Below are 21,901 nucleotides of genomic sequence, written 5' to 3' on the forward strand. Positions count from 1 at the left end.
CCCGGCCGGTGTGCGCTCAGAGAAACGACCGGCCCTCGCCACGATAGGTCGGCGCCGTGCCCACGACCCGGTCCGACTCCAGCAGGTGCAGCTCTCCGACATGTTCCGCCAGCTCGCCGGCCTTGGCGTGCCGGAACCAGACCCGGTCGCCGACCCGTAGCGACTCGGCGGCGGCGCCGGTCACCGGGGTCTGCACCTCCCCGGCGCCCTCGGTGCCGGTCAGCCGCAGACCCGGCGGCAGCCACGGGGTGGGCAGCCGGGTCCGGTCGGCCGGCCCGGACGCCACCCAACCACCGCCGAGCAGGGTCACCACCCGGGCGGCGGGACGGCGTACCACCGGCAGCGCGAAGAACGCCGCCGGTCGGGGCCGCCAGCTCCGGTAGGCGTCGAACAGCGTCGGCCCGTACAGGCCCGACCCGGCGGTGATCTCGGTTACCGCCGGGTCCGCCGCGGTCAGCGCGACGCTGCCGGTGCCGCCGCCGTTGACGAACTCCAGGTCGGCGTGCTCGCGTACCGCCGCGACCGCCGCCGCGCGCCGGTGCAGCAGTTCCCGGTACGACCGCCGTTGCAGCAGCCGGATGGTGGCACCGCGTACCGCCTGCCGGGGCGGTGCGTCGCCGAGTCCGGCGATCTGCGCCTCGTACGCCATCAGGCCGACCAGCCGGAAGCCCGGCCGCTGCGCGATCGCGCCGGCCAGCGTGCCGGCCTGGTCGACCGAGTGCACCGGTGAGCGGCGGGTGCCGATGTGCAGCCGGCCACCGAAGGCGTCGGCCATCGGCCGCCAGGACGCGTCCAGGTCGAGACAGGTCCGGATCTCCGCCCGGGAGCCGGGGGCGGCGACCGCGTCGACCAGGTCGAGTTGGGCGGGGTCGTCCACCATCAGACAGATCTTCGCCGCCAGTTCCGGGTCGGTGGCGAGTTGGGCCAGCGCCTGCCGGTCGGTGGTCGGGTAGCCGACCAGGGCGTCGTCGGTCACGCCACCGTGGACCAGCCAGATCGCCTCGGCCAGGGTGTACGCCAGCACGCCGCGCGAGCCGGGCCCGGCCAGCGCCCGGCCGAGCAGGGTCCGGCAGCGCAGCGACTTGCTGGCGATCCGGAGCGGCTTGCCACCGGCCTGGCCGGTCAGGGCGCTGGCGTTGGCGTCGAACGCGTCGAGGTCGACTGCGGCGAAGGGTGCTTCGAGATGCGCGGTCGCCCGGTCCAGGCGTCGGCGCAGGATGTCGCGTTCGGTGGCCACTTGAGCACGCTAACTCCCACATCGGTAATGCGAAACCGTCTCGCATATCCGGGTGTGGCGTCAGCGGTCCGTGGCGGGGTCCGACGCGGCCCGCCCGAGCGGCGGTGGCCGACCGACCCGACCGACCCGACCGACCCGACCGACCCGGTCGACCCGGTCGACCCGGTCGACCCGGTCGGCCAGCCCGGGTACCAAGACCTGCGAGCAGACCCCTAGGCTCCCGGTTCGGGGGAATGTCGGGGTCGGGGCGGATCCGTACCGCGATTAGAGTGTGCTCGGGGGAGCCCAGCCATGGGCCGGGGCGCGGAGGGGTACGGCCATCGACGACAACGACAGCAGCGCGGAGCGCACAGCGCAGTCGCCGCCGAACACGCCCACGCCCCCCTCCGCCACCGGGTCGGTCGACCGGACCGGCTTCCAGGCGCTCCGCTCGGTACTCCGGATCCGCCCGTTCCGCCGGCTCTGGCTGGTGCTCGGCGCCGCCTCGTTCGGTGACTGGCTCGGCCTGCTGGCCACCTCGATCTTCGCGTCCAGCCAGGTCACCGGGGACACCGCGAAGGGCCTCGCGTTCGGCGCCGTGATCGCGGTACGACTGCTCCCCGCCATGCTGCTCGGCCCGGTCGCCGGCGTACTCGCCGACCGGTTCGACCGGCGCCTCACGATGGTCATCTGCGACCTGCTCCGGTTCGTGCTCTTCGCCTCGATCCCGCTCGCCGCGCTGCTGGACGTCGGCGGTGGCCTGGTGGTCGGCTGGGCGGCGATCGCCACCTTCCTGATCGAGGCGATCACGCTGATCTGGATCCCGGCCAAGGAGGCCGCGGTCCCGAACCTGATCCCCCGGTCCCGGCTGGAGATGGCCAACCAGCTCACGCTGATCACCACGTACGGGCTCACCCCGGTGCTCGCCGCGGTCAGCATCGCCGTACTGGACCGGAGCATCCGGGCGGCCTCCGGCGGTCCGCCGCCCGGCTGGGCCGACCCGACCCAGTTGGCCCTCTACTTCAACTCGCTGACTCGGCTGGCCACCGCGCTGGTGGTGTTCTTCGGCATCCGGGAGATCAGCGGTCGCAGCGGTCGCCGGGAGAGCATCCAGAAGGCCGAGCAGAGCGTGCTGCGCCAGTTCGTCGACGGCTGGCGGTTCATCGGCAAGACCCCGCTGGTCCGTGGCCTGGTGCTGGGCATCTTCGGTGCCTTCGCCGGCGGCGGCGTGGTGATCGGTACGGCGAACTTCTTCACCAAGTCGCTGGCCGCCGGTGACGCGGCGTTCTACCTGCTCTTCGGCTCGATCTTCCTCGGCCTGTCGCTCGGCATCGGGCTCGGGCCGATGATCGTCCGGGAGATGTCCCGGCGGCGCTGGTTCGGCGTGAGCATCGTGCTGGCCAGCGCCTCGGTGCTGATGCTCGCCGGCTCCATCCACCTCTCGATGGCGATCCTCGGCGCGGTACTGGTCGGCGCGGGCGCCGGGATGGCCTTCCTGTCCGGTACCACGCTGCTCGGCGGGGAGATCGCCGACGAGGTACGCGGCCGGGTCTTCGCCGTGGTGCAGACCGGTACCAGGCTGGTGCTGATCCTGGCCATCTCGGTGAGCAGCCTGCTGGTCGGCGTCGGCGGTTCCCGGCAACTGCGCATCGCCGACCTGGGCATCTCGGTCTCCTCGACCCGACTGCTGCTGCTGGTCGCCGGTGCGGCCGGCATCCTCACCGGGATCAAGGCGTTCCGCCAGATGGACGACAAGCCGGGCGTACCGGTGCTCTCCGACCTCTGGGGATCGATCCGGGGGCGTCCGCTCTTTCCGGCCGAGCCGTTCGCCTCGACCGGTGCCTTCGTGGTCTTCGAGGGCGGTGAGGGCGCCGGCAAGTCGACCCAGGTGAGCAGGCTGGCCGAGGCGCTACGCCGGCAACACCACGAGGTGGTGGTGACCCGGGAGCCGGGCGCGACCGGGATCGGTGAGCAGATCCGCGGCCTGGTGCTCGGCCGGACCACCGGCCCGGACGCGCTCGCGCCCCGGGCGGAGGCGCTGCTCTACGCCGCCGACCGGGCCCACCACGTCGCCACGGTGGTCCGCCCGGCGCTGGCCCGGGGCGCGGTGGTGGTCAGCGACCGGTACGTCGACTCGTCCCTCGCCTACCAGGGCGCCGGCCGGACCCTGCCGGTCGAGGAGGTCTCCTGGCTCTCCTCCTGGGCCACCGGCGGCCTCAAGCCCGACCTGGTGGTACTGCTCGACATCGAGCCCCGGACCGGCCTGGCCCGGGTGGACGCCCGGGGCGGCGACCCGGACCGGCTGGAGGGCGAGTCGATCGACTTCCACGACCGGGTCCGGTACGCCTTCCTCGACCTGGCCGCCGCCGACCCGAAGCGCTACCTGGTGCTCGACGCCTCCCGCCCGGCCGACGACCTGGCGGCGGCGGTGGCCGAGCGGGTCACCGGGATGCTCGCCGACCAGGACGCGACCGGCCATCCGGAGCCGGCGAACCCGCCGGACGTCTCGACCCGACCGGTGTTGTCCGAAGCCGAACTGCGGGCCGAGACGAAGCTGCACACCCGGGCGGACCTGTCGGTCGCCACCGAGGTCGCCACCGAGGCGGTCGCAGAGCCGGAGCGGCCGGGCCGGGCTGGGCAGGAGCGCGCTGGTGGCGCGGCGGGCGGGGTCGAACTCGAACGGCGCCCCTGATGTCCGATGTCTTCGCCGACCTGGTGGGGCAGCCCGAGGCGGTCGACCTGCTCCGCCGGGCTGCCGCCGCCGCGGAGGCGATCCGGGCCGCCGCGGTCGCCGAGCTGGTCTCCGTCGACGGCACGGGTCCGACCGACCCGGCGGTCGAGGTCGACCGAGCCGCCGGTACCCCGGACGCGGCCGGTGCCGGCAGTGCGATGACGCACGCCTGGATCTTCACCGGACCACCCGGCTCGGGGCGGTCGGTCGCGGCCCGGGCGTTCGCGGCGGCCCTGCAATGTCAGCGGGGCACCGGCTGCGGCGAGTGCGCCGGCTGCCACACGACGCTCGCCGGGACACACGCCGACGTACGGTTCGTGGTGCCGGAGGGACTCTCCATCGGGGTCGGCGAGATGCGGGCCCTGGTGCTGCGGGCGGCCAGCACGCCGAGCGGGGGACGCTGGCAGGTACTCGTGATCGAGGATGCGGACCGGCTCACCGAGGCGGCCGGCAACGCGCTGCTCAAGGCGATCGAGGAGCCGCCGCCGCGTACCGTCTTCCTGCTCTGCACGCCGTCGACGCACCCGGACGACATCTCGGTGACCATCCGCTCGCGATGCCGGGTGGTGGCGCTGCGCCAGCCGCCGGCCGAGGCGGTGGCGGCCGTACTCCGGGATCGGGACGGCATCGCGCCCGACGTGGCGGCCTGGGCGGCAGCGGCGGCCCAGGGACACGTCGGCCGGGCCCGCCGGCTGGCCGGGGATCCGGACGCGCGCAAGCGGCGGGAGGCGGTACTCGCCCTGCCGCGCAAACTGACCGGCGTCGGTGCCTGCTTCGACGCCGCCTCCGCGCTGATCGAGGCGGCCGAGGCCGAGGCGTCGGCAGCGGTGGCCGAGGCCGACACGGCCGAGCGGGCCGCGCTGGAGACCGCGCTGGGCGCCGGGGGCACCGGGCGGGGCGCGGCGGGCGCGATCCGGGGCGCCGCCGGCCAGCTCAAGGACCTCGAACGCCGGCAGAAGTCCCGGGCCACCCGGGCCCAGCGGGACGCGCTGGACCGGGCCCTGGTCGACCTGGCCGGCTTCTATCGGGACGTACTCACCCGCTCGCTGCGTGCCCCGGTCGAGCCGGTGCACACCGACGTCGCCGGGATGGCCAACTCGGCCGCCGGGAAGTGGACCGCCGAGGGCACCCTGCGCCGGTTGGAGGCGGTGCTCGGCTGCCGTACGGCGATCGAGACCAACGTCAAGCCACGGATCGCCGTCGAGGCGATGATGCTCGCCCTCTGGCGCGGCTGAGCGGCACCGTCGCGACTTCCGCAGCCCTGCCGGACCGACCGTCGTGGCCGGCCGCTGATTCCGGACCGCCCGGGAGTTCCGTCCTGATCAGGGAGATCTTGGGGCGAAGGGTTCCCTTCGGGTAGGTCGCCCGGTACGGTTCGGTGCCGTAGCGCAGCGAAGGTGGCACATTCGGTGAACCGTCTCGACGGCGGTCGCGTCGGGAAGCGGGAGGACCTGCCGGTGGCGCGGGAGATCGACCAGTCGTGGGTCGAGGAGGCGATCGAGCGCTATCGGCGCATCGAGACGCTGCGGGCCGAGTTCGACGAGGCGATCCGGCGGGTGCAGGTCATCGTCCGCTCCCCGGACGGGCTGGTCGAGCTGATCGTCACCGCCGACGGGGCGGTCGACGACCTGCGGTTCCTGGGCGCGCCGCAGGTGCGTACCGGGCCGGACGTGGCCCGGTCGGTCAAGGCCGCCATCACGGCCGCCGACGACGCCGCCCGGTGGGCCCGGGAGAAGCTCTACACCGAGACGTTCGGCGAGTACCGCCGACTGATGGAGGACTGAGTGGACGGCCTCCGTGACCTCGCCGGCCGGCTCGACACCGCCGGTGGCAGCCTCGCCGACCTCGCGCGCCGGCTGCCGTACGCCGGGCCGGACGGCAGCGCCTTCGCCGCCGACGAGCCGGGGCGGCTCGGCGAGGTCGGTGGGATCCTGCACCGGCAGTGGTCGACCGCGCTCGACAACCGGGCCCGGGAGCTGCTGGCCACGGCCGAGCGGCTGACCGACACCGGCACCGCGCTGCGGGTCGCCGCCACCGGATACGCCGACAGCGACGCGGCGGCGTACCACCGGCGGCCGGAGGAGGCGTGATGGACGTCCTCGACCAGCTCGCCGAGCCGGCCGTCGCGCTGTCCGGGCGGGTCGACGACGTCCTCGCCGCCGCTGGTGCGCCGGACCGGCACCGGATCTGGCCACTGCTGCGCCGGGTCCGGGTGCTGCCCGGTGACGCCGTGCGGGCGGTGCTCGGGCTGCGGCCCGGGGCGCTGGCCGGCGCCGCCGAGGTGAGCGCGGAACTGCGCCGGACCTACCACGAGGTCGGGGCGGTGCTGGCCGACGGCGGCTCGTGGCAGGGCCCGGCCGCCGAGGCGTACGCGGCACACCGCAGTGGGGTGGCGGGGCACCTGACCGACCTGGCGGGGCGGGCGGAGGCGACGGCGGCGTACGCCGAGGCGGTCGCCGGGTGGATCGCCGACACCCGGTACGCGCTGGCCCGTACCCTCGCCGACGTGCTCGGCTCGGCGGAGGCGGTGGCCGTGGTGACGGCCCGACCGGGCCGGTACGCGTCGGCACCGTCCGGTGTCGTGCCCGGCACTCCGCCGTCCGGTGTCCTGCCCGGCACTCCGCCGTCCGGTGTCCTGCCCGGCGGACTGCCGGTCGAGTCCGCCGCCGCCGAGATCGGCGCCCGGATCCTGGCCACGGTCGCCGAGGCGTACGACCGGGCGGAGGCGCTGCCGCAGCGCTGGGCGGCGCAGCTCGACTTCCTCGACCATCGCCCTCCGGACGCGGCACCGGTACGCCCCGACGGCGGCCGGATCGTCCTGTGACGGATCGATCGCCCTTCCTCCCGACCGGCGATCCGAGCGGCGGTCGCCTGCCGAGCCGGCAACACACGAACGAGTCGAGCCGGCAACGTATGGACGAGGTTCTGCGGATGGTCGGATCCGTCGTAGGGTGAGCGCATGGGCATGCTGTGCGCGGTCAGCTTCAACCGTTACGGCCGCCTCTACTACCTCGACCCGGGCGAGCTGCGGCCAGCGGTCGGCGACCGGGTGCTGGTCCCCACCGACGAGGGGACCGAGGTGGCGGAATGCGTCTGGGCCGCGCAGTGGGTGTCGGACGACACCAGCGGCTTCCCCCGGCTGGCCGGGCTGGCCGGCGACGAGGACCTGCGCCGCGACGAGATGCTGCGCAAGCGGAAGGCCGAGGCGAAGGTCGCCGCGAAGCGGCTGATCCGGGAGCACGGGCTGCCGATGAAGGTGGTCGCCGTCGACCACGTCGTCGAGTCGACGCCGAGCGGGCCCGGCGGATCGCGGACCACCATCTATTTCACCGCGCCACACCGGGTCGACTTCCGGTCGCTGGTCCGCGACCTGGGCGCCACCCTGCACTGCCGGGTCGAGCTGCGCCAACTCTCCGCCCGGGACTCGGCCCGGGTGCAGGGCGGGATCGGCTCCTGCGGGCGTGACCTCTGCTGTGCCACCTTCCTGACCGACTTCGAGCCGGTGACGATCAGGATGGCCAAGGACCAGGAGCTGCCGCTCAACCCGCTGCGCATCTCCGGCGCCTGCGGCCGGCTGATGTGTTGTCTGAAGTACGAGCATCCGCTCTATCAGCAGTTCCAGGCGTCGGCACCGGCGGTCGGGTCCCGGGTCTCCACTCCGGAGGGATCCGGTCGGGTGGTCGCGCACAGCGTGCCGCGCGACTCCGTGGTGGTCCGGATGGACGCCGACGGGTCACGCTGCTCGTGCAGCCGCGCCTCGGTCTGCGGCCCGCGCAAGGCCCACGACGAGCACTACGCCGGCTGACTCCCGTCCTGGCCGGGGCTCGTCGGCGGAGACGCTGGTGGGTCGGCCGGGTCAGCGGAGCGTGAACGGCGGTTCGGCGAGCCGGAACGGCAGCGGCTGGCTCGGCGTCAGCCAGGCCGCGTCCGGGGTACCGACCGGCTCGGCCTGCCAACGGCGACAGATCTTGTCCACCGCGATCGGGTAGCCGGTGAGCGTACCGTCGGCGGCGATGTGCAGCCGGAGGAAGCACTTGGCGTCCTCGATGCCCTGCCCGGCGAAGAGTTCGTTGAGGTTGACCCCGAACGAGCCGGCCACCAGCAGATAGAGCGCGGTGAGCTGGCTGGCCACCAGGCCGGCGATCGGCCCGTAGACCACCGCCGCCGCGACCACCGGTAGCGGCCACGGCCAGGCGTGGAAGAAGAGCTGGAGCCAGAGCCAGGTACCGGCGGCGGCCAGTCCGATCTGCGCGATGCCGTGACAGAGCCCGAGGATCCAGTGCCGGGCGTGCCGTTTGCCGCTGGCGCTGGGCGGCTTGGCGAAGAAGACCGCGCCGACCAGCGTGACGAGCAGCATGATGGCCAGCGGGATGCTGAACAGCCGCTGGGCCGCCTCCTCGGAGCGCGGGGCCGCCACCCCGGCCATGGCCAGCATCAGCAGCGTGTGCAACCCGCCGAGCAGGGTCATGAAGCCCGGGTTGCGCAGCGGGAGCCGGCCGAAGATGCCCCAGCCGTACCGCCGGGACCGGGCCGCGTCCGGATAGCGGCCGGCCAGCTCGTACGACTGGCTGGTGCTGGCCCGCCGGACCAGGGTGTCCTTCGGTGGTACCTCGATGCGGCCCGGCAGCTTGTGGGTGGGATAGAGGTAGGCGCCGCCGCCACCGCAGGTGACCAGGTCGCGGTCCGGTCCGGTGTACCGGGCGTAGTGGTGCAGGTCGCCGGAGAGCAGCAGCCGCACCCGGGCACCGGTCGGCGCGACCACGGTACGGATGAAATAGTCGATGGTGTCGTACTCGTGGGGCTTGTCGACGGCCTTGACCCAGCTCGGTTCCGGCACCGCGATGATCACCCGAGACTCGGCGGTGAGCCCCTTCGCCGCCTCCTCGAAGTAGCGCAGTTGCGGGTCGTCGAGATAGACCCCGGACTGCCCGTCCAGTCCGAACAGCCACCAGTCGGCCGGCAACTCGACGGCGAAGTAGGAGCGGCTCTGCGGGGTACGCCAGCCGCCGACGTTGTCGTCCCGGGAGCGGACGAAGAGCCGGAGGAAGGCGGTGAGGCCGTCGTACCAGTCGTGGTTGCCGGGGACGGCGTAGAGCACCGGAGCCGGGCCGTCGGCCGGTGGCTGCGGCAGGGCCGCCTGGTAGGGGCCCTTGCAGCGGTTCTCGTACGCCTCGCCGCTGGCCGTCGGATAGACCTGGTCGCCACCCATCAGCAGCATCTGGCCACGTGGCAGCCGGTGCCCACCGACCTCCAACTCGGGCCGGGTGAGCAGGTAGGCGACCGAGTAGGTGGCGTTGAACCCGTCACCCAGATCGGCCACGAAGTCCAGCCACAGATCGCCGTCCGGGCCGACCTGCCGGGTCACCATCCCGGGCAGCGAGTTCTGCAACTCCCGCTTGTCCAGGTACGCACCGAAGAGCAGCGCCAGCAGGGTACGCAGCCCGGTGCTGATCAGCAGCAGCGGCGCCAGCCAGGGCACCGGGCGCTGCGGGGTGAAGCCGAGTTCACGCGGATCGAGGCTGCCGGGGCGGGGTGGGGCCGCCGGCTGCGCCGGAATCGGCGGCGCCTGGTGATCGGTCATCGATGGCAGCCTAGTCGGGACGGGCGTCGAACCACACTGTCCGCCTGCTGACCGTTCGGGGCGGTGGCGGAGCTTCGGCCCGGGTCCGACCGCCGTACCGGAGCGCGCTGCCGGGAAACCCCCGAGCCGGGCCGGCGCCCGGTGTCGTACACTTGCCGGCGTTGCCGCCTTAGCTCAGTCGGTCAGAGCGACGCACTCGTAATGCGTAGGTCGACGGTTCGATTCCGTCAGGCGGCTCCAGGGTTGAGGCCCTGACCAGCGGGAACGCCGGTCAGGGCCTCATGTTTATCTATGTGGTCTTGAGTCGCCCCGGAAAACCCCGACGCATGCCGGTGGGCGATCGGGTTCGACGGTCGCGCGGGGATTGCGGGATGTCGTTCCGGTGTCTGGCGGCCAGGTGTTGGCGGCGAAGGTTCCTCTGTCGGGTCGGCGGTCTTGACTGAGGGCATCCGTAAGTCGTAGCTTACCGTTCGTGGATGCTTACCAAGCTGTCGACGGCTTTGATGCTTTGGGGGATCCGACCAGGCGCGCCATCGTCGCGTGCCTGGCTGAGCGACCGCGGGCCGTCGGCGAACTCGCCGACGTGTTGCCGATCAGCCGGCCGGCGGTATCCCAGCATCTGAAGGTACTCAAGGACGCCGGGCTGGTCACCGATCGCGCGGCCGGCACGCGGCGGGTCTATCGGCTCAATCCGGCGGGCGTGGCCGCGTTGCGCGACCAACTTGAGACGTTCTGGAACCGCGCGCTGGACAGCTATCAGGACGTCGTGGAACAACCGAACGAGGAGAAGTCATGACCGAAGCAACGGCTGTGGTTCGCCGGCAGATCGTCGTCGAGGCGCCGATCGAGCGGGCCTTCACCGTGTTCACCGAGCGGTTCGGCGACTTCAAGCCGCCGGAGCACAACCTGCTCGGTGCGGCGATCGCCGAGACCGTCTTCGAATCGAAGGTCGGCGGTCACATCTACGACCGGGGCGTGGATGGCAGCGAGTGCCGCTGGGCGCGGGTACTGGCCTACGAACCACCCGACCGGGTCGTGTTCAGTTGGGACATCAGCCCGCAGTGGCAGGTCGAGACCGATCCGGACCTCACCAGCGAGGTCGAGGTGCGGTTCATCGCCGAGACCCCGCAGCGTACCCGGGTGGAGCTGGAACATCGCCAGCTCGACCGGCATGGCCCTGGCTGGCAGTCCGTCAGCGATGGCGTTGCCCACGATGAAGGATGGCCGCTGTACCTGACCCGGTACGCCGCTCTGTTCCCCGAGGGCAGCTGAATTCTGCCGATCAAGAACTGACCATCAATGAACCTTTTTCAACCTCCCCTTGCGGTCCGTGGTGGCCGCAGGTGGAAGGCGGGGCGCATGTGCCGCGCGGTTCAGGTTGAAAAAGGTTCAATGACAAGCCTGGCGGCACAGTGGTCGAGAAACTTGGGTCGACGGTTCGATTCCGTCAGGCGGCTCAGCCGAAGCGGTGCCCTGGCCGATGTCTATCGCAGGGCACCGCTTCAGCGTTCGTACCGCCGTTGTCGATCGGCATGATCGGCGGACCGGCGCGGCGGAGCAAGATCATCGAGGTGACCCCGCTGCCGCTGAGCATCGACCAGGTCTCCTCCGTGCTCGGGGCACTGCCTCGGACGCGATCCCAGAAAGTGAGCCAGCTACCTACTCTGGGGATCGGTCGGCTTCGCGACCTTCCGGCTGTTGGTCTCCCGGTGCGGCTCGACGTCGAACCCCTCGACGGCTCCACCTTGGCCCTTCTGAGCAGGCAACCTTCGCCCGAGCGGGGGCGATCTCTCCGTGAGGTCCAGTGCGGTTACCCAGGTCGGCCGGCGGGAGAGCGCCGGTTGTCGGGTTGACTGAACTCACCGAGCCGGTAACGTCGGGCCCGACCGGCAGTTACTTACGGCATGGCAAGGGTAACCAGAAGTGATCTTGTCGCTGGCGACAGTACGCTGGGAAGCACCAACCAGGATCCGCCATCCGCCTGGAAGGTCAACAAGATGACCCCGCCGCTTGCTGCTTCTGCACAGCAGGACGACGCCTGCACCTGGCAGCCCTCTCGTCAGGAGTGGGACGCGTTCGTCCAACGTCAGCTTGACGAACTCGGGTTGACGTACGAAGAACTGGCCGGTCAGGCCGCGAGGCGTGACTTCCGGTCGCCCGAGGCGCTTGTCCTCTGGACGATGATCGGGTGAGCCGGAGCGAACCGGGCAAGGTTGCCGAGCGGTTCGCCAAAGACCTCATCAACATGCTGAACCGCACGGTGTGCGAGGGGGCGTTCGTCGGCATCCTCGAACGCCCGGACGGCATGGTGGTCTTTGGCACCGAGTTGCGTCGAGGTCAGCGTCCTCAACCGATTCCGATGAGAACTCGTGGCGGCGTGCCATGCTGGCTCACCGTCTCTGGCCAGGTCTTTCTTGACGGTGACGGCTACCTGACGGTCAAGAAATCCAACTTCCTGGTGTCCGCCGGCAAGCCGGCCCTGGAGTTGTTCCACTACGACTACGAGCGGGACAAGATCGGATATCCGGACGCTCATCTCCAGATCTTCGCCTCTGGGGAGGCTTGGGACGAGCTTCTCCTGGCGTCCGGCAAGAGCGGAGGGAGCGTCAGCAAGCTGCATCTTCCGGTTGGTGGCCGCCGCTACCGGGTCGCACTCGAAGACATCATCGAGGCGTTGATCGCCGAGGACATCCTCGAACCCCAAGCAGGCTGGAAGCCGGTGTTGGAGAGGAGCCGGGACGACTTCCGCCGCAGGCAGTTGGCGGCTGCGGTCCGCCGGGACCCGTCAACTGCCGTTGCCGAACTACAGGCCCGTGGATACACCGTGGCGGCACCTGATCAGGCGCTGGTCGGTAACGTGGTGCAGTTCTCCAAGACGCGGCTGCGGCGACGGCTGGGTCGCAGGAAGCCTCCCGAGAGATAGCCGATCGCACTGCGCCGGGAAGGCCCGACGAGCGAGCGGGGCTGGCGACGAGACATCGGCGCGCGGTCGCTGCCAGTGGAGGTCGACGTGGAGAAATCTGGCCTGAGTTCATACACCAGACGGTCCGGCCTTCGGTGATCTCGGACGGGCACGGGCCGGTTCGTCAGGGCAGTACGGCGGGCAGGCCGAACCGTGTCACATGGGCGGCGTCGAGGAACGAGATGAGCCCGGCGATCCGATCGCCGCGCAGGGTCAACACCGTGATCGACCAGGCGGCGTGCGGGGCGGCGGCGTCCGGCCCGACGTAACAGGCCACCGCCGGCTGGCCGTTCGCGCTGACGATCCGGGTACGCCAGCTCGGGCAGCGGCCCATCGGGACCTCGCGGGCGAATTCGGCGACCGCCGGAAGGCCGGCGTACCAGTGTGGCAGCGGCGGCATCGACCAGGTGACGTCCTCGGTCAGCAGCGCGATCAGCGCGTCGGTGTCGTGGCGTTCCAGCGCGTCGGCGAAGCCGGCGGCGAGTTTTCGTACCCGGTCGTCGCCGATCAGCCGTAGGGTCCGCTGCTGGGTGGTGGCGGGCAGTCTGGCGGCGAGGAGCCGGCGGGCCCGGGCCAGGGCCGAGTTCACCGAGGTCGCAGAGGTGCCGAGCAGGTCGGCGATCTCGGCGGCGGAGAAGCCGAGCACGTCGAAGAGCAGGAGTACGGCCCGCTGGTTGCCCGGCAGGTGTTGCAGGGCGGCGACGAAGGCGAGTTCGACGGCCTCGCGCCGCTCGTACCGGGCGTGCGGGCTGGCCGGGCCGCCCGCGAGGTCCGCGTCCGGGTACGGGCCCAGCCAGCCGACCTCGGTCGACGGCGCGGCGGAGTCCAGTACGACCCGCTCGCCGGCCGGGCCGAGGTCCACCGGCAGCGCCCGCCGGCTCCGACCCCGGACGATGTCCAGGCAGGTGCGGGTGGCCACGGTGTAGAGCCAGGATCGCAGCGAACCCCGGCCCTCGAAGCCGGCCAGTCCGCGCCAGGCCCGGAGCAGGGCGTCCTGGACGGCGTCGTCGGCGTCGTGCGCCGAGCCGAGCAGTTGATAGCAGTACGCGTGCAGTTCCGGCCGCAGCGGTGCCACCAGCCGACTGAACGCCGCGTCGTCCCCGTCCCGGGCATCGCGCAGGTCGGCGTCACCGCTGCCGCTGTCAGTGCCGCTGCCACTGCGGGTGTCGGTGGACCGGGCCGGGGAGAGGTCGCTCACAACCGAAATTCTGCTCCACCGGGGCGACGATTCCGGCCCGGCCTGACAGTCCCATCTCCGGCCGACCCGTAAACCGGCCCGCAGATCCCTCGCACCGACCGTTCCGTCAGGAGGCCCTCCCATGACCGATCCGAGCCCGCAGACCGACCTCTGGAAGCTGGTGTACGCCGAGCGGGCGGCGCTGGCCGCCGACCTGACCGGGCTGACCGACGACCAGTGGGCCACCCCCTCGCTCTGCGCCGGACTGTCCGTACGGGAGGTGCTGGCGCACCTGACGGCGGGGGCCAGCCTCGGCCCGCTGCGCTGGCTGGCAGGGGTGATCCGCTGCCGGTTCGACTTCGACCGGCAGGTCGCGATGCGGCTGGCCGAGCAGATGGGCGCCAGCCCGGCGGAGACGCTGGAGCGGTTCCGCGCGACCGTCACCAGCACCACCAAACCGCCGTTGCCGACGATCGCGATGCTCGGCGAGGTGATCGTGCACGGCGAGGACATCCGACGGCCGCTGGGCATCCGGCGCGACTACCCGATCGGCACGGTCACCCGGCTGGCCGAGTACTACCACGGATCCGACCTTGTCGTCCTCGCCAAGGGACGGGTCGGCGGGCTACGCCTCGCCGCGACCGACGGGCCGTTCGCCGCCGGCTCCGGGCCGGTGGTCTCCGGCCGCACCGTGGCGCTGGTGATGGCGATGACCGGACGGAGCGACTGTTGCGACGAGCTGACCGGAGACGGTGTGCCGACCCTGCGTGAGCGCTGCGCCCAGGGCTGATCAGCCGGCTCCAGGCAAGGCCGACTCCGGGCAGGGCCGGGTCCAGGCGGGGCCGGGTCCAGGCGGGGCCGGGTCCAGGCGGGGCCGGGTCCAGGCGGGGCCGGGTCCAGGCAACGGGGGTCCGGCCAACGGGGGGTCTGGGGCAGGCCGGCTTCGGGTGACAGCGGGTCCGGGCAGGGCCGGGTCCGGGCCGGCTCCGCCAAACCCCGCCCGCGACCCGCCGCGCGCCTGGGAAGCTGGGCGGGGGCGGGCTGATGGCTACGGACGGGGACCGGCGGTCGACGCGCGAGGGCGGCGGGCTGTACGGGCCGGCCTTCGTCGAACTCTTCTTCGACCTGGTGTACGTCTTCGCGCTCACCAAGCTCACCCAAGAGCTGGTCGGCGACCTCACCTGGGCCGGCGCGTTCCGGATGACCGTACTGCTGCTCGCGGTCTGGTGGGCCTGGTCCGCCACCGCCTGGGTGGTCGCCCGGTTCGACCCGTCCCGCCCGTCGATCCAGATCCTGATCGTCGGCACCATGCTCGGCAGCCTGCTGCTGGCCGCCGCCCTGCCGGAGGCGTACGGCGACCGTGACCTGGTCTTCGCCAGCGCGTACGTCGGGGTGCACATCGTCCGGGGGATCTACCTGCTGCTGATCGTCCGGGGGCGGGAGGCCCGGCACCGAATCCTCCGGATCCTCTTCTGGTATCTCGTCTCCGCCATACCGTGGATCGCCGGGGCGTTCACCGAGGACCCGCTGCGGGGCGCGCTGTGGATCGTCGCCGTGGCGATCGACTACTCGGCGGACATGCTCCAGTATCCGGCCCCGGGCCTGGGCCGGCAGCGGGTCTCCGAGTGGACCGTGGCCGGCGAGCACCTGTCGACCCGGTACTTCCAGTTTCTCACCATCGCCTTCGGCGAGCTGATCCTGGTCGCCGGCGCGGCACTGGAGAGCGGCGACTTCACCATCAACCGGACCATCGCCTTCGTGTCCGCGTTCGTCGGCGCGGTACTGCTCTGGCTGATCTACTTCCACCGGGGCGGCGCGCTGATGGGCGAGGCGATCCGGTCGGCCGCCGACCCGGTCCGGATCGGCCGTTCGGCGTCCTACGCCCACCTGCTGATGCTGGCCGGGGTGGTGGTGTCGGCGGTCGGCGACCACATCGTGATCGACCACCCGTTCGGGCGGACCACCTCGCCCAAGGTCGCGGCGATCATGGTCGGACCCGCGCTGTTCCTGCTCGCCCGGGCAGTCTTCGAGTACCGGGTGCTGGGCAGCGTGGCCCGGTCCCGGCTGATCGGCTTCGGCGTGCTGGTGTTGCTCGGCCCGCCGATGATGTTCCTCGCTCCGCTGCTGATCCTCTCCATCGTGAACGCCGTGCTGCTCGGCGTGGTCATCTCCGACTGGCGGGCGCTGGCCCTGCACCCGAGGAACCGCCGGCACCACCATTCACCCCCGAAATAGCGGATCACCTCGGTACGGAGGGTTTGAGGACGGACAATTCGGGTACGGCGTCGGCAGCGTGCGGACCCGTATTACCGGCGCGTTGGCGTGTGCTGCGAGCGCCGGCATCCGCTTGAGCCTGGAAGGCGACGATCATGGAGAGCAGACTCAAGGTGCTCGGGCACCCGGTCCATCCGATGCTGGTGATGTTCCCGATCGCCCTCTTCGTGGCCGCCACGATCTTCGACATCATCGACGTGGCCGGCGGCCCGACCTTCCTCGGCGAGCTGGCGTACTGGAACATCCTGGTCGGCCTGATCGGCGGGATACTCGCGGTGCTGGCCGGCGCGGTGGACCTGCTGGCCATACCGGCCGGGACCCGGGCCAAGCGGGTGGGGGTGGCGCACGCCGCGACCAACATCGCCGTACTGCTGCTCTTCGCCGCGGTCTTCGTGGTGCGGCTGGCCGCGTACACCCGGACGGCCGGCGGTGCCCTGGTCGCGATCGAGGTGGTGGCGATCGCCGGCCTGGCCGTCGGCGCCTGGCTCGGCGGCGAACTGGTGGACCGGCTCGGCGTCGGGGTGGACCCGGAGGCCGACCTGAACGCGCCGAGTTCGCTGCGTCCCCGGACCACCGCCGCCGCGTCCGCCGACCGACCCGAGGAGCGGTGACCCTCGGCGGACAACCGGAACCACCTGCACGTCCGGCACTCCTCCGGCGCGGCCACGGCTACGGCAGTCCTCCGGCGTGACCACCGGCACGTCCGGCAGTCCTCCGGCGTGGCCGGCAGCCCGGCCGCGGCCATCCCGGGCCAGCGGCCGGTCTGACGGTGCGGACGCGCACCGGTCGGGCTGCGGAGGCGTTGACCGGCCCGTGGGCGGGTATCCGGGATCGTGCCGCCAGCCTGCGGTCCGCGCCGTGCGGCGCGGGGTCTGCGGGTGGCGGGCGGTGGATCGGACGAGTGGCAGGACCCGACGGGAGGGAACACGGCGGCATGGCTGAGCCAGGACGTGGCACCGGAGACCGGGGTTGGGATCCGTTCGGTGAGTTGCAGGCGCTCCGCGCCGAACTCGGCCGGCTGGTCGGCTCCGCGCTGGTCGGAGGCCGGAACGGGCAATCCGAGGTCGAGCTGACCCCGAGCGACGGCGGCTGGACGGTGGTGGCCCGGCTGCCCGGGGTGGCCCCGGAGGAGGTGGCCCTGGAACTCGACGACCGCGAGCTGTGCATCCGGGCCCGCTCCGAGGCCGAGGTCAACGCCGACCACGGAATGGTCGGCAGCGGATCGCAGACCCGCTCTTTCGAGCACCGGGTGCACCTGCCGGCACCGGTCGACCCGGACCGGATCGACGCCGTGATGGATCACGGACTGCTCACCGTCACGATGCCGAAGGCAGCCCGGCCGGGTCGCCGGACCATCACCATCGGCAGCCGGCGGTTCGACCCGGGCCAGCGCGCCGGGGGTACCGCCGGAGCCCGCATCCGGCCCGTGGCCGTGGACCCGGCCGCCGACCGGGAACTGCACCGGCCGGACATCGCCGCCGGTACCCCGGGTCCCGGGTTCACGGGCTGAGCGGGCGGCGGACCCGTACCCGATGATCGGCAAGGTGCGCGATCTGGTCGGTGACGTCGAGCGGATCGCGGTACTCCGGGCCAACGCGCTCGGCGACTTCGTCTTCGCGCTGCCGGCGCTCGACGCGCTGCGGGCCAGCTATCCGGACGCCGAGCTGGTACTGATCGGCGCACCCTGGCACGAGCGGCTGCTCCGGGACCGGCCCGGACCGGTCGACCGGGTACTGGTGGTGCCGCCCGCGCCCGGCATCCGGGTGGCCGGGCCGGAGGAGCCCGAGCCGTCGGCGGATTCGATGGCCCGGTTCCTCGACACCGCCCGCCGGGAGCGGTTCGACATCGCGCTCCAGATGCACGGCGGCGGGGCCAACTCCAACCCGCTGGTCGCCGCGCTCGGTGCCCGGGTGACCGCCGGCCTGCGCAGCGAGGACGCGCCGCCGCTGGACCGGTGGCTCCGGTATGTCTACTACCAGCCCGAGGTGGTCCGCTACCTGGAGGTCGCCGGCCTGGTCGGCGCCGGCCCGACCGGCCTGGTGCCCCGGCTCGCGGCGACCGAGGCGGACCTGGCCGAGGCACGGATGGTGCTCGGCGAACCGGTGCGCCCCCGGATCGCCCTGCACCCCGGGGCGAGCGATCCGCGCCGCCGCTGGCCGGCGGACCGGTTCGCCGAGGTCGCCGACCAACTGGCCGCCGACGGGTACGAGGTGCTGGTGACCGGTACCCCGGACGAGCGGGACCTCGCCGACCAGGTGGTGGCGGCGGCCCGGCAGCCGGTCCGCTCGGTGGTCGGCGACCTGTCGCTGGGCGGCCTGATCGGCTGCTACGCCGGCTGCGAGGTGGTGGTGGCCAACGACACCGGTCCGGTGCACGTCGCCGCCGCGCTGGACACTCCGACGGTCGGCATCTTCTGGGTCGGCAACCTGATCAACTGTGCGGTACCGCTGCGCGCCCGGCACCGGCCGATCGCCTCGTGGACCCTCAACTGCCCGGTCTGCGGCCGGGACTGTAGCCGGGAGATCTATCCGGCCCGGGGCGGCGGCGGTCCGGCCTGCCCGCACCGGGTCTCCTTCGTCACCGACGTACCGGTGGTGGAGGTGCTGTCGGCGGTGGCCGATCTGACCGCGCGGTGACCTCCCACGCATCCAAGGTCCCCCGCTCGGTGGCCTCCCACCCCTCCGTGGTCCGCTCGGTGACCTCCCACGCCTCCATGGTCCGCTCGGTCACCGTGGTCGGCGCCTCCAGGTGGTACGCCCCGCTGGGCAGGACGCCGGCTCCGGCGTACCGGGCCTGTACGGCGAGCTGGGCGGCCACGTCCTCGCCCTGGTGCCCCGGGTCGAGTCGGGTCCAGAAGTCGAACCCGCCCGCCGCGCGCAGCCGGGACCGGTCGTAGAGCACGCACCCGCCGATCCAGGAGACCTTGTACGCCCGCCACTGCCCGGCCGGCAGCCGTCGCGCCGCCGTGACGTGCAGCAGGTTCGCCGCCGAGTGGATCTGCGCCCGGTCCCACTCCGGCGTGCCGGGGCGGAGCCGTTCCGGCCTCGGCGGGCCGTCCCACTCGGCGTAGTGCCGGTGCGTCTCCGGGCGTACGTCGTCCAGATAGGAGAGTCCGTGCACCGCGTTGCCGACGAAACCGCAGTCGAGTTCCCGGATCGCTGTGAGCAGCCGGTCGACGGTACCGGGTTCGAGCCAGACGTCGTCGTCGAGGAAGAGCACGTACCGGGCCGTCGAGGCGTCCAGCAGATAGGCGCGGTGTTCGGCCAGGCCCCGCCGAGGCAGCCGCCGGGTGAGCAGCACCGGATGGCCCCGGTGCCGGAGTACCCGCACCATCGCCGCCGCCGCCGGTTCGGCCCAGCCCGGCTCCCCGTCGGACTGGTCGCTGACCACCACCCCGAATCCGCCCCTGCCGTCCCGGCCAGCCTCCTCCTCGGGGTGCTGGCCGGCTCCCCGGGTGCCCCGGCCGGGTTCGTCGCCGCGCCGGCCGGCGTCCTCGGAATACTGGGCGGCCAGTCCGGCGAGGGTGACGGCCAGTTCGGCGGGACGGTTCCGGGTCGGGATCAGTATGTCCAGCAGCCGGGGCAGCCGGAAGTCCTCCCGGCTGCCCGGTTCGAGCGGCCGGGTGATCCGGGCCGGCCGGTTCACACCCGCCGGCTCGACGCGGACTCGGCCGTGTGCGCCGGGTCGGCTGGGTGTGCCGGGTCGACTGTCTGTGCCGGGTCGACTGTGTGTGCCGGCTTGGCTGTGTGTGCCGGGTCGGCTGGGTGTGCCGACTCCTTGGCGCGGGAGCGAATCCGGTCGATGACGGCCGAGGTGGACTTGTCGGGTACGTAGCCGAGGGTGCGGACCTGGCCGCCGAGCCGGCGTACCAGGGGCGCCTCCGGGACCATGTCCGGCGGGTAGTCGCCGCCCTTGACGTACACGTCGGGGCGGACCGCCTCGATCAGCGCGGTCGGCGAGTCCTCCTCGAAGACCACCACATGGTCCACACAGGAGAGTGCGGCGAGCACCGCCACCCGGTCCTCCACCGGGTTCACCGGCCGGTCCGTGCCCTTCAGCCGCCGTACGCTGTCGTCCGAGTTGACCGCCACCACCAGCAGGTCGCCGAGGTCGCGGGCCTGGTCGAGATAGCGCACGTGCCCCCGGTGCAGTACGTCGAAGCAGCCGTTGGTGAAGACGACCGCCCGCCCCTCGGCCCGGTGCCGCTCGACGAGTTCGACCAGGGCGTCCCGGTCGAGCACGATCCGGGCCGGTTCGTCATTGGCCGAGCCGAGCGCGGCGAGCAGGTCCGCCCGCAGGCAGACACAGGTACCGGTGTCCGAGACGGTGGTGGTCGCGGCGAGCTGGGCCAACTGGGCGGCGGTCGGCAGCGGCGCGTCGGCGGCCAGCGCCAGGGTCATCGCGGCCAGGTACGCGTCACCGGCGCCGACCGCATAGCTCGCCGGTACCGGAGTCGCGTGGCTGCGCCGGGACCGTCCGTCGGCACCGCCCACCACCGCGCCCTCGGCGTCCAGGGTCACCGCCACCACGTCGGCACCGGTGCGTTCCCGCAGCTCAGCGAGGCGGGCCTGGGCGACCAGCGCCCGACTGGCCCCGCCGGCCGCGACCGGACGTCCACCGGCGGCACTCGACGTCTCGTCGCCGGCCACCACGATGTCGTCGCCGGAGACCCCGATCTCGTCACTGGTCACGGTGAGGCCGTCCCCGCCGACCGGACCGCCACCCTCGGCACCACCCGGCGGCGTACCCTCCGGGGTGGCGGAACCGTCACCGTCCCGGCCCCCGTCCTCGGTACCACCGGCGGCGAACGCCGGAGCTGGCCGACCGGCGTACCCTCCGGTCTTTCCGGCCCGGCCGCCGGTCTCCCTCGCGGCGCCGCCTTCGGCGTCCTTGCCGGCGTCCGCGCCGTGTCCTCCGCTCTCGGCATCGCGTTTCCCGCTCTCGACGTCGCGCTTTCCGCTCTCGGGGGCGGCCTTTCCGCCGGTGGCGACCGTCGAGCCGTCCTCGGCGACGCTGACCCGGGTGCCGGCGACCGCCGACGTCGGGCTGGGCGGGCCGGCGGAGACCGCCTCGTTGAGCAGCCGGGTCGCCTCGGCGAAGCTCGGGGTCACCACGGTCGGGGCGAGTCCACGCCAGTAGGCCAGGTCGTGCGCGTCCAGGGCGACGGTGGCGAAGGAGTCGCGGTGCCGGACCAGCCAGCTCCGTACCGCCTCGGGCAGTGCGCCGAGGCCGTAGTCGCAGACCACCAGGGTCGGCGGCTGGCCGTCCTGGTCGGCCCGCAACTCCTCGGTCGCCCGGGCGAGCGCGTTCAGCATCCGGCGTACGCCCTCCTCCGGCAGTGTCTCGTCGGCGTCCCCCTCGTCCTCGCGGAGCAGGATCTGGTCGGCGGCGAGCAGTCGCCGTTTCACCGGGGTGGGCCGGCCGGGCTGGCTGATGGTCCGGTCCCAGACGCCGGCCCGGTCCAGGCAGTCGTGCAGTTCGTCACCGGCGACGTCCGCGCCGATCGGGGCGACCAGCGACGCCCGACCGCCCAGCGCGGTCAGGTTGACGGCGGTGTTCGCGGCGCCACCGGCCGCGGTCAGCCGACGGCGCAGGGTCAACACCGGGGCCGGTGCCTCCCGGCAGAGCCGGTCCGACTCGGCGAACCGCCACTCGTCCAGCATGGCGTCGCCGACCACCAGTACGCCCCTGCCGAGCCAGCTCTCCACCACCGAGGCCAACCGGCGCTGTTCCGCTGCGTCTGTTGCCATGTGGCGCGGGTCCCCGGTGCCCGGCCGGACAAACCTGGTCCCGCCGTACCCGTCCGGGCGACGGTGGCCGTACGGCGGGTTTGGCACCTGTCGTACCGGGAAGGACTTTCCGCGAGACGTGACCCGAACGGGTTCGTCGCCACATGTTCCCCGTGGCGGTGGGGTCCGGCTGGCGCCTGCCGAGGGGCATGATCGCGATCACAGCGTCCG

At 72.6% G+C, this 21,901-nt stretch carries 19 protein-coding genes, 1 tRNA gene and 1 pseudogene; 16 read left to right on the forward strand and 5 right to left on the reverse strand.

Annotated elements, in window-relative coordinates; all coding sequences use genetic code 11:
- Nucleotides 1–16: 16 nt before the first annotated feature.
- Complete coding sequence (locus Pma05_RS32040; protein WP_203861224.1) at nt 17–1,237, reverse strand: amino acid deaminase/aldolase; 1,221 nt, start codon at nt 1,235–1,237, stop codon at nt 17–19.
- A gap of 469 nt (nt 1,238–1,706) precedes the next feature.
- On the opposite strand from Pma05_RS32040, the gene tmk reads away from it, so the two are divergent.
- The 6 genes from tmk (at nt 1,707) to Pma05_RS32070 (ending at nt 7,752) form a co-directional block, all read left to right on the forward strand.
- Nucleotides 1,707–3,908, forward strand: a complete 2,202-nt coding sequence (gene tmk / locus Pma05_RS32045) for a dTMP kinase (protein ID WP_239313541.1) — start codon at nt 1,707–1,709, stop codon at nt 3,906–3,908.
- Nucleotides 3,908–5,182, forward strand: coding sequence for a DNA polymerase III subunit delta' (locus Pma05_RS32050; RefSeq protein WP_203861225.1), 1,275 nt, complete (start codon nt 3,908–3,910; stop codon nt 5,180–5,182). The genes tmk and Pma05_RS32050 overlap by 1 nt, the downstream gene beginning before the upstream one ends.
- A 222-nt stretch (nt 5,183–5,404) precedes the next feature.
- Nucleotides 5,405–5,731, forward strand: a complete 327-nt coding sequence (locus Pma05_RS32055) for a YbaB/EbfC family DNA-binding protein (protein WP_203861283.1) — start codon at nt 5,405–5,407, stop codon at nt 5,729–5,731.
- Nucleotides 5,732–6,037 (forward strand): hypothetical protein, encoded by a 306-nt coding sequence (locus Pma05_RS32060; protein WP_203861226.1) that lies wholly within the window; start codon nt 5,732–5,734, stop codon nt 6,035–6,037.
- The gene (locus tag Pma05_RS32065; RefSeq protein ID WP_203861227.1) at nt 6,037–6,771 is read left to right on the forward strand and encodes a hypothetical protein; all 735 of its coding nucleotides are present in this window, start codon (nt 6,037–6,039) and stop codon (nt 6,769–6,771) included. Before Pma05_RS32060 ends, Pma05_RS32065 begins: the two co-directional genes overlap by 1 nt.
- A 135-nt stretch (nt 6,772–6,906) precedes the next feature.
- Nucleotides 6,907–7,752, forward strand: a complete 846-nt coding sequence (locus Pma05_RS32070; protein ID WP_203861228.1) for a PSP1 domain-containing protein — start codon at nt 6,907–6,909, stop codon at nt 7,750–7,752.
- A gap of 51 nt (nt 7,753–7,803) precedes the next feature.
- Here Pma05_RS32070 and Pma05_RS32075 read toward each other — a convergent pair whose 3' ends face one another.
- Entirely contained in the window at nt 7,804–9,528 is a 1,725-nt protein-coding gene (locus tag Pma05_RS32075) for a metallophosphoesterase family protein (protein WP_203861229.1), read from the reverse strand.
- A 163-nt stretch (nt 9,529–9,691) separates the two neighbouring features.
- On the opposite strand from Pma05_RS32075, the gene Pma05_RS32080 reads away from it, so the two are divergent.
- The 5 genes from Pma05_RS32080 (at nt 9,692) to Pma05_RS32100 (ending at nt 12,451) form a co-directional block, all read left to right on the forward strand.
- A tRNA-Thr gene (locus Pma05_RS32080) sits at nt 9,692–9,768 on the forward strand.
- A gap of 232 nt (nt 9,769–10,000) precedes the next feature.
- Nucleotides 10,001–10,324, forward strand: coding sequence for an ArsR/SmtB family transcription factor (locus Pma05_RS32085; RefSeq protein WP_203861230.1), 324 nt, complete (start codon nt 10,001–10,003; stop codon nt 10,322–10,324).
- Nucleotides 10,321–10,800, forward strand: coding sequence for an SRPBCC family protein (locus Pma05_RS32090; RefSeq protein WP_203861231.1), 480 nt, complete (start codon nt 10,321–10,323; stop codon nt 10,798–10,800). Before Pma05_RS32085 ends, Pma05_RS32090 begins: the two co-directional genes overlap by 4 nt.
- A 632-nt stretch (nt 10,801–11,432) precedes the next feature.
- Entirely contained in the window at nt 11,433–11,720 is a 288-nt protein-coding gene (locus tag Pma05_RS32095) for a hypothetical protein (protein ID WP_203861232.1), read from the forward strand.
- On the forward strand, nt 11,717–12,451 hold the full coding sequence (locus Pma05_RS32100; protein ID WP_203861233.1) for a hypothetical protein: 735 nt from the start codon (nt 11,717–11,719) through the stop codon (nt 12,449–12,451). Before Pma05_RS32095 ends, Pma05_RS32100 begins: the two co-directional genes overlap by 4 nt.
- 163 nt (nt 12,452–12,614) lie before the next feature.
- Here the strand turns inward: Pma05_RS32100 and Pma05_RS32105 are convergent, their stop codons facing one another.
- Entirely contained in the window at nt 12,615–13,688 is a 1,074-nt protein-coding gene (locus tag Pma05_RS32105; RefSeq protein ID WP_239313516.1) for a sigma-70 family RNA polymerase sigma factor, read from the reverse strand.
- 121 nt (nt 13,689–13,809) lie between these two features.
- On the opposite strand from Pma05_RS32105, the gene Pma05_RS32110 reads away from it, so the two are divergent.
- From Pma05_RS32110 to Pma05_RS32130, 5 genes are all read left to right on the forward strand, one after another.
- Complete coding sequence (locus Pma05_RS32110) at nt 13,810–14,457, forward strand: maleylpyruvate isomerase family mycothiol-dependent enzyme (protein ID WP_203861235.1); 648 nt, start codon at nt 13,810–13,812, stop codon at nt 14,455–14,457.
- A gap of 254 nt (nt 14,458–14,711) precedes the next feature.
- A complete protein-coding gene (locus Pma05_RS32115) occupies nt 14,712–15,902 on the forward strand; it encodes a low temperature requirement protein A (RefSeq protein WP_203861236.1) in 1,191 nt (396 codons plus the stop codon).
- Nucleotides 15,903–16,036: 134 nt separating this feature from the next.
- A complete protein-coding gene (locus Pma05_RS32120) occupies nt 16,037–16,552 on the forward strand; it encodes a DUF2231 domain-containing protein (protein ID WP_203861237.1) in 516 nt (171 codons plus the stop codon).
- A 323-nt stretch (nt 16,553–16,875) separates the two neighbouring features.
- Nucleotides 16,876–17,451: an Hsp20/alpha crystallin family protein gene (locus Pma05_RS32125; RefSeq protein WP_203861238.1), complete on the forward strand. Its 576-nt coding sequence runs from the start codon at nt 16,876–16,878 to the stop codon at nt 17,449–17,451.
- Nucleotides 17,452–17,473: 22 nt separating this feature from the next.
- Nucleotides 17,474–18,577 carry a glycosyltransferase family 9 protein gene (locus Pma05_RS32130; RefSeq protein ID WP_203861239.1) on the forward strand — a complete coding sequence of 368 codons (1,104 nt, stop codon included), beginning with the start codon at nt 17,474–17,476 and terminating at the stop codon, nt 18,575–18,577.
- Between the two features lie 61 nt (nt 18,578–18,638).
- On the opposite strand, the pseudogene Pma05_RS32135 reads toward Pma05_RS32130, so the two are convergent.
- Together Pma05_RS32135 and rfaE2 are read right to left on the reverse strand one after the other, a co-directional pair.
- Nucleotides 18,639–19,568 (reverse strand): annotated as a pseudogene (locus tag Pma05_RS32135) (glycosyltransferase family A protein); the annotation flags it as partial.
- A 14-nt stretch (nt 19,569–19,582) separates the two neighbouring features.
- Nucleotides 19,583–21,691, reverse strand: a complete 2,109-nt coding sequence (gene rfaE2, locus Pma05_RS32140; protein WP_203861240.1) for a D-glycero-beta-D-manno-heptose 1-phosphate adenylyltransferase — start codon at nt 21,689–21,691, stop codon at nt 19,583–19,585.
- Nucleotides 21,692–21,901: the final 210 nt, after the last annotated feature.

It is taken from the genome of Plantactinospora mayteni (genome assembly GCF_016862935.1).
Lineage (GTDB): Bacteria > Actinomycetota > Actinomycetes > Mycobacteriales > Micromonosporaceae > Plantactinospora > Plantactinospora mayteni.

Bases quoted from the DNA above. Each gene is read 5' to 3' on its own strand.
- Pma05_RS32065 (WP_203861227.1), top strand. From the start codon at position 6,037: ATGGACGTCCTCGACCAGCTCGCCGAGCCGGCCGTCGCGCTGTCCGGG.
- Pma05_RS32070 (WP_203861228.1), top strand. From the start codon at position 6,907: ATGGGCATGCTGTGCGCGGTCAGCTTCAACCGTTACGGCCGCCTCTAC.
- Pma05_RS32095 (WP_203861232.1), top strand. From the start codon at position 11,433: ATGGCAAGGGTAACCAGAAGTGATCTTGTCGCTGGCGACAGTACGCTG.
- Pma05_RS32075 (WP_203861229.1), bottom strand. From the start codon at position 9,528: ATGACCGATCACCAGGCGCCGCCGATTCCGGCGCAGCCGGCGGCCCCA.
- Pma05_RS32130 (WP_203861239.1), top strand. From the start codon at position 17,474: ATGATCGGCAAGGTGCGCGATCTGGTCGGTGACGTCGAGCGGATCGCG.
- Pma05_RS32050 (WP_203861225.1), top strand. From the start codon at position 3,908: ATGTCCGATGTCTTCGCCGACCTGGTGGGGCAGCCCGAGGCGGTCGAC.
- Pma05_RS32125 (WP_203861238.1), top strand. From the start codon at position 16,876: ATGGCTGAGCCAGGACGTGGCACCGGAGACCGGGGTTGGGATCCGTTC.
- Pma05_RS32090 (WP_203861231.1), top strand. From the start codon at position 10,321: ATGACCGAAGCAACGGCTGTGGTTCGCCGGCAGATCGTCGTCGAGGCG.
- Pma05_RS32120 (WP_203861237.1), top strand. From the start codon at position 16,037: ATGGAGAGCAGACTCAAGGTGCTCGGGCACCCGGTCCATCCGATGCTG.
- rfaE2 (WP_203861240.1), bottom strand. From the start codon at position 21,691: ATGGCAACAGACGCAGCGGAACAGCGCCGGTTGGCCTCGGTGGTGGAG.
- Pma05_RS32110 (WP_203861235.1), top strand. From the start codon at position 13,810: ATGACCGATCCGAGCCCGCAGACCGACCTCTGGAAGCTGGTGTACGCC.
- Pma05_RS32115 (WP_203861236.1), top strand. From the start codon at position 14,712: ATGGCTACGGACGGGGACCGGCGGTCGACGCGCGAGGGCGGCGGGCTG.